Origin of the sequence: Methylophilus sp. (assembly GCF_008015755.1) — a bacterium.
Classification (GTDB): Bacteria; Pseudomonadota; Gammaproteobacteria; order Burkholderiales; family Methylophilaceae; genus Methylophilus.
Genome location: NZ_SSGF01000021.1, coordinates 15,439 through 35,610, shown reverse-complemented (window position 1 = coordinate 35,610; position 20,172 = coordinate 15,439). Strand labels below are relative to the sequence as shown.

The 20,172-nt window shown below is 52.3% G+C and carries 19 protein-coding genes; 7 read left to right on the top strand and 12 right to left on the bottom strand.

The features are described 5' to 3' along the window. Positions 1-264 precede the first annotated feature (264 nt). The 3 genes from E6Q52_RS09025 to E6Q52_RS09015 all read right to left on the bottom strand — a co-directional run bounded on the left by E6Q52_RS09025 (position 265) and on the right by E6Q52_RS09015 (position 3,897). Positions 265-1,509, bottom strand: coding sequence for an AmpG family muropeptide MFS transporter (locus E6Q52_RS09025; RefSeq protein WP_292821244.1), 1,245 nt, complete (start codon positions 1,507-1,509; stop codon positions 265-267). Between the two features lie 185 nt (positions 1,510-1,694). Then, the gene (locus E6Q52_RS09020; RefSeq protein ID WP_292821242.1) at positions 1,695-2,015 is read right to left on the bottom strand and encodes a c-type cytochrome; all 321 of its coding nucleotides are present in this window, start codon (positions 2,013-2,015) and stop codon (positions 1,695-1,697) included. A 13-nt stretch (positions 2,016-2,028) separates the two neighbouring features. Beyond that, the gene (locus E6Q52_RS09015) at positions 2,029-3,897 is read right to left on the bottom strand and encodes a methanol/ethanol family PQQ-dependent dehydrogenase (RefSeq protein ID WP_292821240.1); all 1,869 of its coding nucleotides are present in this window, start codon (positions 3,895-3,897) and stop codon (positions 2,029-2,031) included. A gap of 301 nt (positions 3,898-4,198) precedes the next feature. Here E6Q52_RS09015 and E6Q52_RS09010 point away from each other — a divergent pair, with 301 nt between their 5' ends. Next, on the top strand, positions 4,199-6,061 hold the full coding sequence (locus E6Q52_RS09010; protein WP_292821250.1) for a sigma-54-dependent Fis family transcriptional regulator: 1,863 nt from the start codon (positions 4,199-4,201) through the stop codon (positions 6,059-6,061). A gap of 102 nt (positions 6,062-6,163) precedes the next feature. On the opposite strand, the gene metW is transcribed toward E6Q52_RS09010, so the two are convergent. The 9 genes from metW to hemA all read right to left on the bottom strand — a co-directional run bounded on the left by metW (position 6,164) and on the right by hemA (position 14,611). Next, positions 6,164-6,772: a methionine biosynthesis protein MetW gene (metW, locus tag E6Q52_RS09005; RefSeq protein ID WP_292821238.1), complete on the bottom strand. Its 609-nt coding sequence runs from the start codon at positions 6,770-6,772 to the stop codon at positions 6,164-6,166. Further along, positions 6,769-7,896, bottom strand: coding sequence for a homoserine O-acetyltransferase (locus E6Q52_RS09000; protein ID WP_292821236.1), 1,128 nt, complete (start codon positions 7,894-7,896; stop codon positions 6,769-6,771). Before E6Q52_RS09000 ends, metW begins: the two co-directional genes overlap by 4 nt. Before the next feature lie 54 nt (positions 7,897-7,950). Then, positions 7,951-8,748: a TIGR01458 family HAD-type hydrolase gene (locus E6Q52_RS08995; RefSeq protein WP_292821234.1), complete on the bottom strand. Its 798-nt coding sequence runs from the start codon at positions 8,746-8,748 to the stop codon at positions 7,951-7,953. 65 nt (positions 8,749-8,813) lie between these two features. After that, positions 8,814-9,947: a sterol desaturase family protein gene (locus E6Q52_RS08990; RefSeq protein WP_292821232.1), complete on the bottom strand. Its 1,134-nt coding sequence runs from the start codon at positions 9,945-9,947 to the stop codon at positions 8,814-8,816. A 40-nt stretch (positions 9,948-9,987) separates the two neighbouring features. Continuing rightward, positions 9,988-10,854 (bottom strand): peptide chain release factor N(5)-glutamine methyltransferase, encoded by an 867-nt coding sequence (gene prmC, locus E6Q52_RS08985; protein WP_292821248.1) that lies wholly within the window; start codon positions 10,852-10,854, stop codon positions 9,988-9,990. Next, positions 10,854-11,705, bottom strand: a complete 852-nt coding sequence (locus tag E6Q52_RS08980; RefSeq protein ID WP_292821230.1) for a DNA alkylation repair protein — start codon at positions 11,703-11,705, stop codon at positions 10,854-10,856. Before E6Q52_RS08980 ends, prmC begins: the two co-directional genes overlap by 1 nt. 22 nt (positions 11,706-11,727) lie before the next feature. Then, positions 11,728-12,192 (bottom strand): hypothetical protein, encoded by a 465-nt coding sequence (locus E6Q52_RS08975; protein WP_292821228.1) that lies wholly within the window; start codon positions 12,190-12,192, stop codon positions 11,728-11,730. Positions 12,193-12,215: 23 nt separating this feature from the next. Continuing rightward, positions 12,216-13,301, bottom strand: a complete 1,086-nt coding sequence (gene prfA / locus E6Q52_RS08970; protein ID WP_292821226.1) for a peptide chain release factor 1 — start codon at positions 13,299-13,301, stop codon at positions 12,216-12,218. 50 nt (positions 13,302-13,351) lie between these two features. After that, entirely contained in the window at positions 13,352-14,611 is a 1,260-nt protein-coding gene (hemA, locus tag E6Q52_RS08965) for a glutamyl-tRNA reductase (RefSeq protein WP_292821224.1), read from the bottom strand. 226 nt (positions 14,612-14,837) lie between these two features. On the opposite strand from hemA, the gene rpe reads away from it, so the two are divergent. From rpe to E6Q52_RS08935, 6 genes are all read left to right on the top strand, one after another. Continuing rightward, the gene (gene rpe, locus E6Q52_RS08960; protein WP_292821222.1) at positions 14,838-15,545 is read left to right on the top strand and encodes a ribulose-phosphate 3-epimerase; all 708 of its coding nucleotides are present in this window, start codon (positions 14,838-14,840) and stop codon (positions 15,543-15,545) included. 149 nt (positions 15,546-15,694) lie between these two features. Next, the gene (locus E6Q52_RS08955; RefSeq protein WP_292821220.1) at positions 15,695-16,408 is read left to right on the top strand and encodes a phosphoglycolate phosphatase; all 714 of its coding nucleotides are present in this window, start codon (positions 15,695-15,697) and stop codon (positions 16,406-16,408) included. A gap of 157 nt (positions 16,409-16,565) precedes the next feature. Continuing rightward, entirely contained in the window at positions 16,566-18,074 is a 1,509-nt protein-coding gene (gene trpE / locus E6Q52_RS08950) for an anthranilate synthase component I (RefSeq protein WP_292821218.1), read from the top strand. A 1-nt stretch (position 18,075) separates the two neighbouring features. Further along, positions 18,076-18,642, top strand: a complete 567-nt coding sequence (locus E6Q52_RS08945; RefSeq protein ID WP_292821216.1) for an aminodeoxychorismate/anthranilate synthase component II — start codon at positions 18,076-18,078, stop codon at positions 18,640-18,642. After that, complete coding sequence (trpD, locus tag E6Q52_RS08940) at positions 18,642-19,667, top strand: anthranilate phosphoribosyltransferase (protein ID WP_292821214.1); 1,026 nt, start codon at positions 18,642-18,644, stop codon at positions 19,665-19,667. The genes E6Q52_RS08945 and trpD overlap by 1 nt, the downstream gene beginning before the upstream one ends. After that, entirely contained in the window at positions 19,664-20,167 is a 504-nt protein-coding gene (locus E6Q52_RS08935) for a DUF3465 domain-containing protein (RefSeq protein WP_292821212.1), read from the top strand. Before trpD ends, E6Q52_RS08935 begins: the two co-directional genes overlap by 4 nt. The last annotated feature ends 5 nt before the right edge of the window (positions 20,168-20,172 follow it).

The following is a 20,172-nucleotide window of genomic DNA, read 5'->3' as shown; positions in this document are numbered from 1 at the left end:
TCCCATCCCATCACGCTGAGTAGCGGAGACAAAATAAGGGAGAAGGGAGCGACCGTAGTGTGCAAGCTGCTAGGGCGAGTTTCGTGACCGCTTATTTTGTTGAGCAACGCAAGGGAGCCGAAGGCCGTGATGGCTGGGTGCCCTCCTCTTTGGTTACTTTCTGAGGGGCAAGCATCAGAAAGTGACTCGCCGAGAGGCGAAACGAGTAGTCATAACAACTATCAAATGTTGGTGTATCGAGTAATACTGGTTACGAGAAATTACTTAGTGTTCCCGCCAAGGCGCCACCCTAAATAACAGCAACATCCCCGGAATCGCCAGCACCGTACACACATAAAAAAAATGTTCCCACCCCAAGCTCTCTACCATCCCGCCTGTGAGGGCATTGAACACGGACCGCGGTACGGCCGACAAGCTGGTAAACAAGGCGAGTTGTGTGGCGGTATACGCGGGGTTGGTTTCGCGCGCCATGTAGGCGACGTAGGCGGCGGTGCCTAAGCCAACGCCAAAGGCTTCGAAGCCGATGACGAATGCGAGCATACTGCGTTCAGCAGCACCTATCTCTGTAAACGGTCCGCTGTGGGCCAGCCAGGCAAAGCCGAGAATAGACAAGGCCTGCACGACGCCGAACACCCACAAGCCACGATTGATGCCGAGTTTGAGCATCCACAAGCCGCCGATAAAGGCGCCGACAATTTGCATGACGAGGCCGCTGCCTTTGGCGATGGCGCCGATATCGGTTTTGCTGTAGCCCATGTCGATATAAAACGGGGTGGCGAGTGCTGTGGCCATGCTGTCGCCGAGTTTGTATAGCAGGATAAACACGAGTACCCACAGCGCGTGTTGCCAGCCGCTGCGTTGCATGAATTCTTTGAACGGTTCTATCACCGAGGCCAGCAAAGTTTTTGGCACGCTGACAATGGCCGGTTCTTGTGACCATAAGGTAAAGCCGATACCAGGCAACATGAATAGGCCGACAATCAAGAACACTTGCGACCATGGCAGGTGGTCAGCCAGGATCAGCGCCAGTGAGCCAGGCACCAGGCCTGCAATCCGGTAGGCGTTGACGTGTATGCTGTTGCCAAGGCCAAGCTCCTGGTCGCTTAAAATCTCGCGCCGGTAGGCGTCAATGACGATGTCCTGGCTGGCGGAAAACAGGGCAACCAGGGTGGCAAGGACGGCGACCATGGTGATGTCTTGTTGTGGTTGGAACATGCCTAGGCTGATAATACTGGCGAGCAGGGCCAGTTGTGTGGCTAATATCCAGCTGCGGCGCCGACCGAGCGCTTGTAGCAGGCTATATCTGTCCATCAGCGGCGCCCATAAAAATTTCCAGGTGTAGGGCAGTTGCATAAAGGCAAAGGCGGCGATGGTTTTGAGGTTGAGGCCTTCACTGCGTAGCCAGGCGGGCAAGAGTTGCAGTAGCAGGTAAAGAGGCAGGCCGGAACTGAAGCCTAAGGCCACACACATCAGCATGCGGCGAGTAAACAGGGTTTGGGCGATGGTCATGCCCGCATTGTAAACGCTTTTATCGGGCCGCTAATCGCCAGGCAAAAAAAAGCCAACCCTTGCGGGTTGGCAACACTCGGAGATCAATGGTAAAACGTTGGAAATGCAGCGTCAGTGGAGACCTCGTTGCAAGCATGGCGGCCATCTCTTAGCACTGCCACTGACGCTTTATTTCACAGGGGGAACTACAAACTTAATACCCACTGGACGATGGTCTTGATATCTTCGTCCTTGACTTGCGGGCTGTTAGGCGGCATAGGCATCTCGCCCCACACGCCACCGCCACCGGCTTTGACTTTTTGCACCAGTTTGGCTTCAGCAGTTTTGTCGCCTTTGTATTTGGCAGCCACTTCTTTATAGGCCGGGCCAATTACTTTTTTATCTACGCCGTGGCACAGCAAGCAGCCGCTTTTTTGTGCCAGGGCTTCGGCGCCGCTGCCTGCGATGGCTGACGCGGTCATCGCCAGCAAGGCGGTTGCCAGCAAGGTTTTGTTGAGTAATTGCATCAGAAATCCTCTCTTATAAACTGAATACGTTCATGCCACCGCCACCAGGTGCGGCGTTGTATTTGGTCAGCTCTTTGTAGCCACCTGCTGCACCCAAACCATCGGTATCGTTGGTCAGGCCCAGGTTCATCGCTACGCCCGCCCAGCCACCAATGCCTGACAATACGCCGACGTATTGCTTGCCTTTGTGGCCGTAGGTGATCATGTTGCCGACCACGCCAGAGCCAACCTGGAATTTCCACAACTCTTTACCGGTTTTGGCATCCAGGGCTTTGACCCAGCGATCCAGCGTGCCGTAGAACACTAGGTCAGAGGCTGTGACCAATGCGCCGCCCCAGGCAGAGAATTTCTCTTTGTTGTACCACTGGGCTTTGCCTTTGAGGCCATCCCAGGCCATAAAGCCACCCATCACACCGTCAGGACCGGCAAACATGGTCAGGGTTGCGCCTACCCATGGTTGGCCAGCCACATACTTGGACTCAACAGGTTCATAAGTCATGCACACGTGGTTAAGCGGCACATAGAAGGTTTTGTTTTTTGGTGAGTAAGCCGCTGGCTGCTCGTCTTTCACCCCCAACGCAGAAGGACACACGCCTTTGGCGTTGTAATCCTGGTGCGTGGAGTACTTAGGATCTTTGACCGGAATCCCTGTTTTCAGGTCAATCTTGGTTGCCCAGTTAACGAATGGATGCATTTTTTCTGCCACTAACAAGGTGCCGTTAGTGCGGTCAAAAGTGTAGCCAAAACCGTTACGGTCAAAGTGTGAGGCCAGTTGCTTGCCATTGGCTTCCCACAAAATGATCTCGTTCATGCCGTCATAATCCCACTCGTCATGCGGTGTCATCTGGTAAGCCCAGCGTGCCATGCCTGTATCGAGGTCGCGGGCAAAAATCGTCATCGACCATTTGTTATCGCCAGGACGTACGTCCGGGTTCCAGGTGCCTGGGTTACCAGTGCCGTAGTACATCAGGTTCAATTTAGGATCGTATGAGTACCAGCCCCAGGTTGGGCCGCCACCGTTTTGCCAGCCGTCTTTCTGCTGCTGCGGTTTCAACCAGGTGCGCACACCCAGGTTGGCCTCAGGGTATTTCAGCTGAGACTTGTCCAGCGGCTTGAAAGACCCGCCCATTTTGTTACCACCATTGACGTCCTCGTAGACAGACAATGCGCTGTAATGTGGGTTTTCCTTATTAAAGTCTGCGCCAATCAGCATTTCGCTATCCGCACCCGTGCTGTAAGCCTTCCAGGCCAGGCTGCCATCTTTGAGGTTGTAGGCTGAAATATGGCAACGCACGCCGAACTCACCGCCAGAACAGCCGGTCACGACTTTGTCTTTAAACACGTGCGGTACGTTGGTGTTGGCCGCGCCCATTTTCGGGTCGTTGACTTTCACGTCCCATAACTTGGCGCCGGTTTTGGCATCCAAAGCCACCAGCACGCCATTATTCTGTTGCAGGAAAATCTTGCCGTCGCCGTAGCCCAAGCCCTTGTTTACGTTGTCACAGCACAACACAGACTGCACGTCAGGATCCTGTTTAGGAAAATAAGACCACTGGATTTTTTGGTTGTCGTTCAGGTCCAGCGCATACACGTTGTTAGGGAATGCGGTGTGGATGTACATGGTATTGCCAATCACCAGTGGTGCGCCTTCGTGGCCGCGGTTCACGCCGGTGGCAAATGTCCATGCCAGTTTTAATTGTTTGACGTTGCTTTTGTTGATTTGTGACAAGCGGCTGTAACCCTGGTTTGCGTAGTCTTTACGCGCCATCGGCCACTGGTTGTCGTCTTTCATCATGGCGTCCAGTTCGGCATTTGCCAATACGCTGGTGCTCACGCTGGCTAGCATCATTGCAGTGATGGCGAGCTTGATACGTTGTTGCATAAATAACCTCCAAAATGGTTGCGGTGAAGCTGGAATGTGTAGTGTTGCAAGCGTCGACAAAGGCTTCTCTTGTGACGGTGTGTGCAATGATTGCAACGCGCGTGCCAATCCACAGTTTCATTTTGGAAAAAGTAAAAAATAGATTAAAATCAATCGCTTAATGATTTATCAAAACAGACGTAAAATCAGGCCGCGTGGCGCTGACTGTTCACGACTGTGTCATACTGATACAGTTGTTCAATGCAATGTGACAGGTGTGCAGTGTTAAATGCCCAATAAATATTCTCCGCCCGCTTCTCAAATGTCGCAGCCAGGCATGCGTGATGACCAGCGTGCCATTGCTGAGGCGATTGCACGTTCATGGCGTCGTTGCATGGTCAAAGGCGTAGACGAGCAGGCGCCAGCCGAAGACCAGATTATTACCGCGCAGGAACTGGCGCAACGACTGGAAAAAAACCGTTTATTGCTGACGCATGCCGAGCCGGAAATGCTCACACTGAGCGAGCAAATTGCGCATACGCGCAGCCTGGTGATTCTCACTGACAGCGAGGGCGTGATTTTGCGCACCCGCGGTGAAGGCGTCGAAGAAAACCAGGTGCGTGCCTCATTGTTGCCTGGCGCCTCGTGGAGTGAAGAACACCGCGGCACCAATGCCATTGGGACTGCTCTGGTCGAGCGCCTGCCGATCAGCGTGCAAGGTGCCGAACACTTTATGGCTTATCACCATTCGTTGAGTTGTTCTGCCGTGCCTATTTTTGCTGCTAACAATCATTTGGTGGCGACGCTAGATGTGTCTAATGATTTTAATGCGCCGCAACAACACACGCTGGCTTTGGTGAAGATGGCCGCGCAAATGGTCGAAAACCGTTTGTTCCATGCCACGGCTGAGGGTGAGATCGGCGTGCATTTTCATGTGCGGCCAGAGTTTATTGGCACCTTGTGGGAAGGCGTGGCCTTGTTTGATGCACAAGGCCAGTTGCAGGCGATTAACCGCAGCGGCCAGTTCCAGTTTGGCCTGCCGCTGGATCAAGACGTGTTATCCGCGCGCCGCATCCCGTTTGAAGATATTTTTGATGAGTCATGGGCAGCGTTCAAGCAGCGAGGCCTGGCTTCTGACATGCTGTTCCCGCTGCGTTTGCGCAACGGTGCGCGCCTGTTTGCGCGTGCTTCTAGCGTGCAGTCACCTAGCATTGCCAGCAGGCCGGTGCCGTCTGTGCCTCGTGAGTCTGCTGCCAGCCTGGAATTATTAGATAGTGGTGACCCGCAATTAAAACTCGCTATCAGCCAGGTTAAGCAAGTGCTTAACCGTGATATCCCGGTGTTGATCCTGGGTGAAACCGGCGCCGGTAAAGAGTTATTTTCACGCGCGATTCATGATGCCAGTGCACGCCGGGCGCAGCCGTTTATTGCGGTCAATTGTGCAGCGTTGCCAGAAGGCTTGATTGAAGCTGAGTTGTTTGGCTATGAAGAAGGCGCGTATACCGGTGCCAAGCGCAAAGGCAATGTCGGTAAGATTCAGCAAGCCGATGGCGGTACCTTGTTTTTAGATGAAATCGGCGATATGCCGTTGTCGTTGCAGGCTAGGTTGTTGCGTGTCTTGCAAGAGCGCAGTGTCACGCCATTGGGCGGTAGCAAGTCTATACCAGTGGATTTTATATTGCTGAGTGCCACCAACCAGAAGCTCAAGGATAAAGTGGCTGCGGGCGAGTTTCGCAGTGATTTGTATTACCGTATCAATGGCCTGACCGTGCAATTGCCTGCCTTGCGTCAGCGTCAGGATATGTCGCGCCTGATTCAGATGATTCTGCAAATTGAGCAGGCGCCCCAAGCGACGCTCAGTGATGAAGTGCTGGCGGTGTTTGCTGCACACCCATGGCCGGGCAATGTGCGCCAATTGCATAATGTGTTGCGTACGGCGGTGGCACTGGCGGATGGTGGCGTGATTGAGCGGCGGCATCTGACGCACGACTTTTTGGATGAAATGGCGGTAGAGGCCGAGCGCGAAACGGTGTTGCAACCTGGGTTAACCTTGAAAGCGCAATCTGATGAAGCGATCCGTGTCGCCATGCAGCAGCAGGCGGGGAATATTTCTGCGGTTGCGCGCCAGCTTGGCATGAGCAGAAATACCCTGTATCGCCGCTTGAAGGCTTTAAATTTGAGTTAATCAACCGCCGAAATTACAAAAAAGCCCTGGCGCAATACCGGGGCTTTTTTTGTGGCGTGATGACCATGTAGTCAGTCAGAAGATGCTGTGTGATAAAGACAATCAGGCGCTGTGTTTTCTTAGACGATACATTGCCAGGTTGCCCATCAGGTTGGGCAATAAATGCACATCTTTGCCGCCGGTAATCACTTTGCGTTCCATCACCTGAATCTGGTGCTGCACACAAAAATCGTCAAAGTCGTTGATGGTACACAAGTGCACATTGGGCGTGTCATACCATTGATAAGGCAGGCTTTTAGACACTGGCATGGTGCCGAAGGTAATCTGCATGCGGTTACGCCAGTAGCCAAAATTAGGGAAGGTCACAATCACTTCGCGGCCCACGCGCAGCATCTCTTGCACGATGCTTTCGGTGTTGTGCATGGCCTGCAACGTTTGCGACAAAATCACGGTATCAAACGACTGATCTTCAAAGCCAGACAGGCCTTCTTCAAGGTTCATTTGAATCACATCGACGCCATTTTTGAGCGCAGCCAGCCAGTTGCTGTCGTCTTTTTCAATGCCATAACCCGTGGTTGCCAAGGTTTCATGTAAGTGGGTCAGCAAGGTGCCATCGCCACAACCGAGGTCTAGCACTTTGGCTCTGGCAGGCACCCAGTTTGTAATTAATGCAAAATCTGGGCGAATATTTGTAATTTTAGCATTTGTCATACTTTAACCTGCTCCAGATACGCGCGCATGATGTCGTGGTAGTACGGGTCTGGCATCAAAAATGCGTCATGGCCGTGGTCTGAGGTAACCTCGGCATATTTCACTGGCAAGGCGTTATCAAGCAAGGCTTTGACAATTTCACGCGAGCGCGCAGGTGAAAAACGCCAGTCGGTGGTGAATGAAATCACCACAAATTTGGCCTTGGCGCGGCTCAATGCTTTGCTTAAATCACCCTCGTAATCCAGCGCCGGGTCAAAGTAGTCCAATGCCCGCGTCATGCGTAAATAGGTGTTGGCGTCAAACTCACCGGCAAACTTGTCGCCCTGGTAGCGCAAGTAAGATTCCATTTCAAACTCGACATCAAAGCTATACTTCACATCACCATGACGCAGCTTGCGGCCAAATTTTTCGCCCATCACGTCGTCAGACAAATAAGTGATATGGCCGAGCATACGCGCAATGCGCAAACCGCGCCGCGGCACCGTGCCGTGGTTGTAATAGTCGCCGTTAAAAAACTCCGGGTCGGTAATAATCGCCTGGCGCGCCACTTCGTTAAACGCCATATTCTGCGCGGTTAAATTAGGCGCAGAGGCAATCACAAAGGCATGGCGCACGCGTTCCGGATAAGCAATATTCCATTGCAAGGCCTGCATGCCACCGAGGCTGCCACCAATCACGGCGGCCAGTTGTTCAATGCCTAGATAGTCGAGTAAGCGGGCTTGTGACTCTACCCAGTCTTCAACAGTGACTACCGGGAAAGTCGCGCTGTAAGGCTTGTCGGTGAGCGGGTCTACACTGGACGGCCCACTACTGCCATGACAGCCGCCCAGATTATTGAGGCCAATGACAAAAAACTTATTGGTGTCTAACGGTTTGCCGGGGCCAATCAGGTTATCCCACCAGCCAGGATATTTATCATCTGCCGCATAGCGGCCAGCGACGTGATGGTTGCCAGACAAGGCGTGACAGATCAGCACGGCATTGGTTTTAGCCGCGTTAAGCTCACCATAGGTTTCATAGGTCAGGTGGTATTGTGGCAACACGGCGCCGCTTTTCAGGGTAAGCGGCTGGGTGAAATGCGCAACCTGCGCTTTGACGATACCAACAGAATTCGATTCAGACATGCTGCAATTATACTATGCAGCCCGCCAAACGGCGAGATGGGGCGCGGCGGGCTTTCAAGAAGGCGTCGCTGACAAACATCCCAATAATGCAGGCAAATCAGACACCGACGGAATCGTAGCATCAGGTTCCACCGCTGACAGCCGCGTGTAGGTTTCGCGGTATTTGCCAGTTTTCACCAGCACACCATGCAACCCGGCATCCTGCGCGCCACCGACATCGGCATCAATATCATCGCCCACCATCACCACCTCATGCGGTTTGAGGCGTAAGGCATCTAGCGCCATATTGAAAAAGTGTTGCGAAGGTTTGCCCATCAGCATGGCTTTGGTATTGCTGGCATATTCCAGGCCGGTGACAAAGGCGCCGATATCCATTTGCAGGCCGGTATCCGTCTGCCAAAAACGGTTTTTGTGAATCGCAATCAGCTGCGCTCCATTGACCAGGCAATGAAATACCTCATTGAGCAACTCGTAAGACCAGCCATCACCGATATCGCCGATCACCACATAATTGGCCGACCGCTCAGATTGGTCAAAACAGGCAAAGTCTTTTTTAACGTCGTCTGCCAGCAACAGTTTGCACACCGGGTTGGGCTGTTTTTTTAGGTATTGAATGGTCGCTTGTGGTGCACTGATGATTTCTTCTGGCACTACATTGAAGCCCAGGCTGTTCATTTTTTGCTGCAAAGCGGCGAGCGACAAGGTGCTGGTGTTCGTGACAAAGCGCACGGCGATGCCCGCCTTGCGGATGTTGGCAACCGCCTCAATCGCACCGTCTATTGGCTGTTGGCCGACATAGAGCACACCGTCCAGGTCAAATAACACCGCTTTGATAGAGTTAAAATGAAGCATGGTCTTCCTTTCATTACGCACAGATAGATTGCTCACAGCAAAAATCGTGCGCAACGATCCGGGCGCTATTTTTTAAATGGATACATCAATTGCTTCCAGTAGCCATTAGGCACGGGATGGCCGCCGATACCATAGCCGCTGGGCCACTGGTTTTTAGGCATGTAATAAGTGCCAAACAACTTGTCGAACAGCGGGAAGTGAATGGCAAAATTGACGTCAATCGCCTCTTTTTCAATGCCGTGATGCCAGTGGTGAAAGCGCGGTGTGACGATCAACGGTTTCAGCCACTCAACATTAAAGCGGACATTGGCGTGCACAAAGGTGGCGTTGAGATACACCAGCAAAATATAGAGATGCAACGCGCCTTCAGCAAAGCCGAGCACATACATCGGCACCACAGTCATGCTACGCAAGCCGATAATTTCTACAATGTGCATGCGTGATCCTGCCAGCCAGTCCATCTTTTTGGCAGAGTGATGCACGGCGTGGAAGCCCCATAAAAAAGGGATTTGGTGAAAAGCGCGATGAAACCAGTACTGCACAAAGTCGGTTAAAAACATGATTTCAATCACTTGCAGCCACAGTGGCTGGCTGGCGATGACTTGTCGCATACTGGCCCAATCGCCGGTGTAGTGCAAAATGGTCATCGAAGGTGCCAGCGTGAACAAGGTGAGTGTTTGCACAAACACGCTGCTGATTAAAAAGTAAAACAAATCCTCACGCCACTCGTCCCGGAACAGGGGTTGCTGGGTCAGGCGGCCAAACAGTTTCTCTAGCGGAATAAACAAAAAGCCAGTGAGCAAGATATTGAGCACAAACCAATCGAGGCTGAGAGCGATATTGCTGTTGCGCGCGGCCTGAGCATCTGTCGTTTCGGCAATGGTAATGGTGAGCAACACCAGCACAATGGCACTAAACCCCAGCACGCGATTGCGGCGTAACACCAGGTTGCTGCATGCGAGTAAAAAGCTGGTTAATAACAAGGCCTGAATCATCAGCGTGAACTGCGGCAAGGCGTAGAGTGGTGAAAGCATCTGGGTTGAAAACACCCCTTGCAAGCGCCCGCCTAACAGCAAGCATAGACTGGCGATACCAAGTATCAGCGCCGCCACACCGCTTAACCAGCCTGAGCCAAAGTACCTGGTTTCTTCTGGCGCCTCTAAATCGTTGCGGATCGCCAAGCGTAGTTTTTGAATCATGCATTGCCCCCTGAGATAATTTTTAAGTTAATTTTATTGATTATTGTTGTTCTGTCACAGGTGTCTGCCATTGCGCTAAAGTGACTCGCGGATTGCCACCCAAATCTTGCAGGGTTTGAATCTGCTGCAAGCCAGATGCCTGCAGCATTTGCTGCACCGCGTCGGCTTGATTGTAACCATGCTCCAGCATCAGCCAACCACCGTCATTCAAATAGCCTGGCGCTTGGGCAACAATCTGCCGGATATCTTGCAGGCCATCTACGCCAGAGGCCAGCGCAGTCATAGGCTCAAAACGCAAATCGCCTTGTTGCAAATGCGGGTCACTGCTCTCAATGTAAGGCGGGTTGCTGACGATGAGGTCAAACTTATTGTTTGCAGGTAATGCAGAAAACCAGTGGCTGGCAACACATTGCACATTGTTGAGCTGCAAGGTCGCTGCATTTTCCGCTGCGACGGCGAGCGCAGCCGCTGACGCATCTACCGCAACCACCTCGCAGTTTGGTGCATGCTTGGCAATGGCCAGTGCGATGGCGCCGGTGCCGGTGCCTAGGTCCAGCACGCGCATGCGGCCGTTGATTTTTTCTAAGGCAGCTTCGACCAGGGTTTCAGTATCCGGGCGTGGAATCAGCGTGTCTGGCGTGACTTTGAGCGCGAGCCCGAAAAACTCGCGTGAGCCCAAAATATGCGCAACCGGTTCGCCTTGCAAACGACGCTGCAAGAGTGATTCCACCGTATTAAGAGAGATGGTCGCCAGGCCGTCAGTTGCGTGCGCAATCAACCAGGCACGGTTCACATTCAGCACATACATCAATAATATTTGCGCTTCCATACTCGCCTCATCGGGCGGGACAAATTGCGCCAACTGTTGCCGCGCCGTTTGCAACCATTGTTGAACAGTGTACGACATCATCCCCTGCCCCCGGCCGCTTTGCGCAAGGCAATCGCCGTGGCATGGCCTTGTTTGGCCGGATGGCGCACGGCATGGCGGATTACCCATTTCAGGTCTTTGTCGGCATTGGTGAGCCAGCGCTCACATAGCTCAAACGCTACTGCCGGATGGTCTTTGGCAATATCGCCCAGGTGGTTTGCCACGCTGCGGCGCACATACAAACTTGGGTCGTTTTTCAGTGCTTCTAATATGGGCAACACTGGCGTCGGATCGGCAATCAGTTGCGGAATGCGTGCGCCCCACGGCAGGCGCGAGCGACAACCTTCAGAACACAAACGCCGCACATGTGGGTCTGGGTCATTTAGCCACAGCGTGAGTTGCTTCAGTGTGCGTTCAAAATCGTGTATCAGAAACGGGCGGATCGAAAACTCAGCCGTAAAGCGGCGAGTCAATTCATATTGCGCACGCATCGCCGCTTCAAATGGATCCTCGCCGCCATTATACTGGGCATCACGGCCGTAGTCGGCTACAAAACGCGTATGTGGCAAATAGAAAAACACACTTAAGCCTAAGCGTTCTGTATGCGCGTTGGGTGGTGTGAGAGTACTTAGTAAAATATCTGTCGCATCCGAGAACTTGGCTGGCAGCGTTGCTTTTAAAGCAGCGGCAATATGCGCCGAGCGATCCATCAACCCTAGTGGTGCAATGTTAGTAAGCGCCAACTGTTTAAAGGCTTGGGCATCAAAGCCGCCGTGCACCAGGCCAATGTTATGGGCCAGGCAATCAATGGCTTCGCTATCCAGCAAAAACTTGATTGGGCTGTCTTTCTGAATACTGGAGGGCGCTGTTGGGATGCGAAAATTTTGCATTGCTGAAGAGATCATCTGCCAATCAAGACTCTCTATTTTTATCAATATCAGCTAAGCCTTTTTCAAGAAGTGCACTCATTTGACTGTGAAAATAGTGAGAAGAATCCAATGCCTCTAAATGTTGTGCGATAGTAATAATTTTATTTTGAAGCTGATCTGGAGAAAGCCATTGGTCTTCAGCTGAGTTAATAAAGCACCTCGATTTATACCAATGGACCCTGTAGTTCATAAGTGATTTGCGCCACTCGGTGTATGCTTCACCTTGATCTGATTTATCATGGCACCTATTTTCACCAACTCCAACATTATGCTGCCAATCAAAGCCAGCCCTAACAGAAGTTACAAAGGCTTCAAGTAAACCATCTAATTTTGCGTATTTGTCTTGGAGGACAATTTGCTTTTTCCAACTGTTAAGAGCGTATATAGCAACACCTACTCCCAACAAACCCGTAAACCATGTGCCGGTTGCAGACCAATCAATAGGCACAGAGCATAAGTTTAGCATCGGCTTTATTGACCTTCTTCACCCAAACTCGCCAGCAAATCTGCCTGATACTCAGTCGCCAGTGCATTAATCAACTCGTCCATATCTCCTTCCGTGATCGCTTCAATTTTATACAGCGTCAGGTTGATGCGGTGGTCAGTGATCCGGCCTTGCGGGTAGTTGTAGGTGCGGATGCGCTCGGAACGGTCGCCTGAGCCAATCAGGTTGCGGCGCTCGGAGGCGATTTTGCTTTGTTGTTCGTCGACCTGTTTGGCCTTAATGCGCGCGGCCAACACTTGCATGGCTTGCGCCTTGTTGGCGTGCTGGCTGCGGCCGTCCTGGCATTCCACTACGATGCCGGTGGGTGCGTGGGTAATGCGCACGGCGGAGTCGGTTTTGTTGATGTGCTGACCACCCGCGCCAGAAGCACGGAAAGTATCAATGCGAATATCGGCCGGATTGATTTCAACATCACCCACCTCTTCCACCTCAGGCAGAATCGCGACGGTACAGGCTGAGGTGTGGATACGGCCTTGCGTTTCGGTATCTGGCACACGTTGTACGCGGTGGCCGCCGGATTCGAATTTGAGTTTTGAGTAGGCGCCGTAGCCGATGATTTTGGCAATAATCTCTTTATAGCCGCCCACTTCGCCTTCGTTGGCTGAGACGATTTCCACTTTCCAGCCCTGGCGGTCGGCAAAGCGCGAGTACATGCGGAATAAGTCACCGGCGAACAGGCCGGATTCGTCACCGCCAGTGCCAGCGCGAATTTCAAGGAAAATGTTTTTGTCATCGCTGGGATCTTTGGGCAGCAACAGTTTTTGCAAGGCCAGTTCGACCTCTTCGAGGCGTTTTTTGCCGCTGTCTATTTCTTCTTGCGCAAACTCTTTCATCTCCGGGTCGGCCAGCATGGCATGCGCCTCTTTGAGGTCTGACTCGGTTTGGATGTAAATGTGGTATTGCTCAACAATCGGGGTAATTTCCGTATGCTCTTGCATGATCTTACGGTAGTTATCCATGTTGTCAGTCAAGCCTTCGCTACTGAGCAGACGGTTGAGTTCTTCGAGACGCTCGCTTAAGTTAGCGAGTTTTTGCAGCATGCTTGGTTTCATTGTGTTTACCTAATATTCAAAGACCGGGCAAAGCCCAAGTCTTGAAAAAGTCATTCTTTGATTTGAAAGAGTTGTTTCACGAGGTGCTCCATGTGCGCATGGGCATCGCCGTGAGAATTGTTGAGCGCATGGCTGGGGCCATGCAAAAATTTATTGGTGAGTGCATTGCTCAGCGCTTCGAGGGCTTTTTCCGGCGATTCGCCTTTTTGCAAAAGTTTGAGCGCTTTTTCCAGCTCGGCTTTACGCATGGCGTCAGCCTGGTCGCGCAGTGCTTTAATGGTCGGCACCGCTTCGCGCTGTTTGAGCCACTGCATAAAGTGCTCTACGCGTGAGTTGACGATGAGCTCGGCATTCACCGCCGCTTCCTGGCGATTGCCCAGGCCTTCTGTCACTACTTGTGCCAGATCGTCGACCGAGTATAAAAACACATCGTCCAGTGCCGAGACTTCGGGCTCAATGTCGCGCGGCACGGCGAGGTCGACCATAAACATCGGCCGGTGTTTACGTGCTTTAATCGCGCGCTCTACCATGCCCAGGCCCACAATCGGCAATTGGCTGGCGGTGCTGGTGATGACGATATCAAACTCTTGAAAGCGCTCGGGCAAGTCGTTGAGCAAAATAGCTTGTACGTTTAAACCCTGGCCACGGATTTTTTCTGCCAGTTGTTCGCCACGCTCTAGTGTGCGGTTGGCGACGGTGATTTTTTTCGGTTTTTGTGCGGCAAAGTGGTCGGCACATAGTTCTATCATTTCGCCAGCGCCAATAAACAGCACGCTTTGTGTGCTTAAGTCACCAAAAATACGCTGCGCCAGTTTAACTGCTGCCGCTGCCATCGAAATCGAGCTGCCGCCAATGTCGGTATTGGTGCGTACTTCTTTGGCGACTTCAAACGTTCGCTGAAACAGCTTGTGCAGCATGGTGCCCAGCGTGCCCGAGTCCTGCGCAATTTTGACTGACTGTTTGAACTGACCCAAAATCTGCGCCTCACCTAACACCATGCTGTCCAGGCCACTGGCCACGCGGAACGCATGTTTAACGGCCTCGTGGCTGCTTAAGGTGTAGGTGTAAGGTAATAGTTTGTCGGCTTCGAGGCGGTGGTAGCTGGCCAGCCAGTCAATCACCACTTCGGGGCGGATAGACTGCACATAAATTTCGGTGCGATTGCAGGTCGATAAAATCGCCACTTCTGCCACGTTGTGACGCGCCAGATCCGCCAGCGCATGCGGCAAGGTGTCGTTGTTAAACGCAACGTTCTCACGGATGGCAATGGGGGCGGTGGTGTGGTTAACACCAATGGTATACAGCTGCATGGCGCTATTTTACCTGCGGCACAGGGCGAAAAGAGAAACAAATCGGCGCTTGCAAACAGTTCATGAGCGTTTGGATGGAAATCCATGTCTAAAGTGCCGACATTTTCTTATATTCACGCGACACAAGCAAGAATCCTGTCAATTTGACACAAATTGACGGTAAAATATTGGTTTTGCTAAACTTTTATTAGATTTATTTACGGAACTCAAGAGACGGAACACCAGCATGGACAAAACTTTTCGCATTGCCCCAAGTATTCTTTCAGCCAACTTTGCCAAATTAGGCCAAGAAATCGAAAACGTCATTAAATCCGGTACCGACATTGTTCACTTTGACGTGATGGATAACCATTACGTGCCTAACCTGACCATTGGTCCATTGGTGTGTGATGCCATTCGTGATTTGTCTCACAATGCAGGCGCATTGATTGACGTGCATCTGATGGTGAAACCAGTAGACCGTATCATCCCTGACTTTGCCAAAGCCGGCGCTGACATCATCACTTTCCACCCGGAAGCATCTGACCATATCGACCGCAGTCTGGCATTGATTCGCGACAGCGGCTGTAAAGCAGGCCTGGTATTCAACCCAGCCACCCCGCTGCACTACCTGGACTACGTGATGGACAAAGTCGACATGATTTTGCTGATGTCCGTGAACCCAGGCTTTGGTGGCCAAAAGTTTATTCCAGCAACATTGGACAAACTGAAACAAGCCCGTGCCCGCATTGATGCTTACTACGAACAAACTGGCCGTCAAATCTGGCTGGAAGTGGACGGCGGCGTGAATGCGAATAACATCGCTGAAATCGCGAAAGCTGGTGCTGATACGTTTGTGGCAGGTAGCGCGATTTTTGGTGCACCTAAAGACACAGACCCTAACCGTTATGACACGGTGGTAGCGGCCATGCGCGCGTCTTTAGCCACTGTTTAAAAACAACATAATCCGTCACGATGCTTCGTTGCCGCTTTAAAAATCAGGACTTACCTACTACTTGTAGGCTGCTTCCTGCTTTTTTGCGCGCGACCAAGCTTCCAAATCGTGGCCTCATTTAGGCTATGTTGTTTTTTGAGGTTTAAGTGATGCGGTTTCAAGTCAAAGTCGTGATGTTCGATCTGGACGGCACCCTGCTTGATACCGCGCCGCAAATTGCCGAAGCCGCCAACCGTATGCTGGTGGCTTTAGGCAAACCAATGTTGTCGCAGGCGCAAATCACTACTTATATTGGCGAAGGCGTGCAAAACCTGACCAAACGTTGTTTGGTTGGTAGCATGCATGACGAGCCTGATGCGCAGGAATTTGCCCGTGCGCAACCGCTATATCATAATTTTTATGAGGCGAATGCGACTGACAGCCAGGCCTTTGCTGGCGTGTTACCTGCGTTGCAACAATTGAAAAAACAAGGCTATCGCCTAGCGTGTGTCACCAACAAGCCGGAAAAATTCACCCTGCCTTTATTGCAGCATGCTGGATTGGCGGATTTTTTTGAAATCGTCGTTTCCGGCGACACCTTGCCTAAAAAGAAACCAGACCCGCTACCACTGTTGCATATTTGCCAAAAGCTAGGCACTTTGCCAGCCGAGGCAGTGCTGGTGGGCGACTCTGAAACCGATATTCAGGCGGCACATGCTGCAGGGTGCTTTGTGGTGACTGTGCCTTATGGGTATAATCAAGGCCGCGCCATTGATGTGGCAACCGTGGATGCCACGGTGCAGCAACTCACCGAGGTGGTGAACTTGCTGGAGTTACCTGCTCTCTTCAGCGGGGATAACGAAAAAATGATCCAAATATCATGATGTTTTGTGCTCATCATTCTTCCAGTTGGCCAGTATTAAGCTGGCGTCGTTCGTGGCGGGGCTAGTCCTACTCCCCAGCGCTGGTGCACGCCATTTGCACTGATCTGTCGTGAGGCTTGCCCACGACACACTCGACGATCAACCTGGAAAAAGCATCATGTTAAGCACCTTAAGCAAGACCGAATTTGACGCGCTGGCGGCGCAAGGCTACAACCGTATTCCGCTAGTGATGGAAACCTTTGCCGACTTAGATACGCCGCTGTCGTTGTATCTCAAGCTGGCTAACCAACCCTACTCTTACCTGCTGGAAAGCGTACAAGGCGGCGAACGCTTTGGCCGTTATTCCATTATTGGCTTGCCAGCCACCACGCGTATTGTGGTGCGTGATGAGGCGCTGCAAGTGCTTCAAGGCAATCAGGTCATTGAGTCGCACACTGACCAAAATCCGCTCGATTTTATCAAAGCCTATCAGGCGCGCTTTAAAACGCCACCGTATGAAGGTTTGCCACGATTTACCGGCGGCCTGGCGGGTTATTTTGGCTACGAGACCATTCAATATATTGAAAAGCGCCTGGGCAAAAACAAAAAGCCGGACGCGATTGGCACGCCCGACATCCTGCTGATGGTGTCGGAAGAAATTGCGGTGGTCGATAACTTGTCTGCCAAATTGTATTTTATTGTCTATGCCGACCCGACACAGGCAAACGCCTATGAAACGGCTTGTGCCCGCATGCACGCCTTGCTGGCAAAGTTGCGCACACAGGTCGAGATCCCTGCCGCGCTGCCAACAAGTAAAACGCAGGCGGTGTCCGAGTTTGGTGAAGACAATTTCAAAGCTGCAGTGAAAAAAGCGCAGCAATATATTCTTGAAGGCGACATCATGCAGGTGGTGCTGAGCCAGCGCATGACGCAAGACTTCGAAGCGGCGCCACTCAGTCTTTACCGTGCTTTGCGTAGCCTCAACCCATCGCCCTATATGTTCTATTACGATATGGATGACCATCACGTGGTTGGCGCCTCACCAGAAATTCTGGTGCGCCTCGAAGACACGACCGTGACCTCACGCCCAATTGCGGGCACGCGTCCACGCGGCAAAAACCGCGATCATGATTTAGCACTCGAAGCCGAGTTGCTGGCTGACCCGAAAGAGCGTGCCGAGCACGTGCAATTGATGGACTTGGGCCGTAACGATGTGGGCCGCGTAGCGCTCACCGGCACCGTCAAGGTCACTGACAATATGACCATAGAGCGCTATTCGCACGTGATGCATATCGTCAGCAATGTTGAAGGCCAGCTCAAGCCCGGTCTGGATGCGATTGATGTGCTGAAAGCGACGTTTACTGCAGGCACCGTGTCTGGCGCGCCCAAAGTACGGGCCATGGAAATCATTGAAGAGCTGGAGCCGTCCAAGCGCGGTATCTATGCGGGTGCCGTTGGCTACTTAGGCTTTAACGGTGACATGGACGTGGCGATTGCGATTCGCACCGCTGTGATTAAAGACAAAAAACTCTATGTACAGGCCGGGGCAGGTATTGTCGCCGATTCGGTACCGCAGAGCGAATGGGACGAAACCCAGAATAAAGCCAAAGCCGTGATCCGCGCCGCTGAACTGGTGCAAGCCGGCCTGGATAGCGAAGCCCAATCAAATACAGGAAAAGGAGCCTGATATGTTGTTGATGATTGATAACTACGACTCTTTTACCTACAACCTCGTGCAGTATTTTGGCGAGTTGGGTCAAGACGTCCATGTGCACAGAAACGATGAAATCACGCTGGCACAAATTGCGGCCATGAAGCCGGAAAAAATAGTGATTTCGCCAGGACCTTGCACACCGAATGAAGCCGGTATTTCCGTACCACTGATTCACGCGTTTGCTGGCAAGATTCCGTTGCTGGGCGTGTGTCTGGGTCACCAGAGTATCGGCCAGGCGTTTGGTGGCAACATCATCAAGGCCAAAACGCTGATGCACGGTAAAACGTCATTGATACACCACACCAACACCGGTGTGTTCAGAAATCTGCCTAACCCTTATACCGCCACACGTTACCACTCACTGGTGATCGAGCGCGAAACCATCCCGGATTGCCTGGAGATCACCGCCTGGACCGACGATGGCGAGATCATGGGCGTTAAGCATAAAACATTGGCCGTGGAAGGCGTGCAGTTTCACCCGGAGTCGATTCTGACCGAGTATGGGCATGAGCTGCTGGACAACTTCCTGAAAGGCTATTGATGGCCATCACGCCCAAAATTGCGCTGCAAAGGCTGATTGATCACACTGATTTCACGCATGAAGAAATGCTGGAAATCATGCAGCAGATCATGAGTGGCGAGTTTACCCAGATCCAGATTGCGGGCTTTTTGTCCGCGCTGCGCGTCAAAGGTGAAACCGTCACTGAAATTGCCGCCGCTGCGCAGGTGATGCGTGAGCTCTCTAGCAAAGTGGATATCAGCGATACGCGTCATTTGATTGATACCTGTGGTACGGGCGGTGCGCCTAACAAGGTGTTTAATGTCTCAACGGCGTCAGCCTTTGTTGCCGCAGGGGCAGGCGCAAAAATCGCCAAACATGGTGGCCGTGCAGCCTCTTCAAAAAGCGGCTCTGCCGATGTGCTCGAAGCGCTGGGCGTGAATATCGTGTTGACGCCGGAGCAAGTGGTGCGTTGCGTCAACGAAGCGGGCATTGGCTTTATGTTTGCGCCTAACCACCATGCAGCCATGAAGTATGCTGCGCCTGTGCGCCGTGAACTTGGGGTGCGTACCATGTTCAACTTGTTAGGCCCCATGACCAACCCAGCGGGCGCCAAGCGCCAAGTGATGGGCGTGTTTCATCGCGACCTGGTGCCATTGCTGGCGCAGACCTTGCAACAATTGGGTAGCGAGCATGTGATGGTGGTGCATAGTGCCGATGAAATGGATGAAATTTCTTTTTCTGCCGATACCTATGTGGCGGAGCTCAAAGATGGTCAAATCAGCGAATACACCTTGAACCCGGCCCAGTTTGGCATGCCATTGCATGACATCAACAGCATCCGTGTGGAAAGCGCACAGCATTCCAGCGAGATTATTCTAGGTTTGTTGTCGGGTGACAAAGGCCCGGCCCGCGATATTGTCTTGCTCAACGCCGGTGCGGCCATTTATGTGTCTGGCCTGGCCAATGATTTGCCCTCTGGCATTGCGCAAGCGGCGCAATCGATAGACTCAGGCGCGGCCTTGAATAAACTGCAACAACTCAAGGCTTTGAGCCAGGCGGCATGAAACGCTACGTATGGATAGCGCTGCTCGGTTTGCTGGCGGGGTGCCAGCAAACCGAGCCACAGAGTTCGAGCGAGGCTGGCGTCAGCAATCGGCCGCAGTCCACCGTGGAAGTGAAATCACAGGCTCAGAGACTGAATCTGCCATCGCTGTCTGCTGGCCTGGCTGCGGAAGACAATGCAGCCCTTAAACTGGCGTTTGCGCAAAAGCAAAGCCATGTCTGGCTAGAAGGGCATGGCGTAGTGAAAAAACTGTTGCCTGACGATAATCAAGGTGCCCGGCACCAGCGTTTTTTAGTGAGCGTGTCTGCGGAACAAACCTTGTTATTTGCGCATAATATTGACCTGGCACCTCGGGTGGAAAATCTGAGTGTAGGCGATGAAGTGACCTTTAAAGGGGAATATATTTACAACCCTAAAGGTGGCATCATGCATTGGACGCACCACGATCCGCAGGGGCGCCAGAGCGGCTGGATTACACATCAAGACCATACTTACCAGTAAGCGCG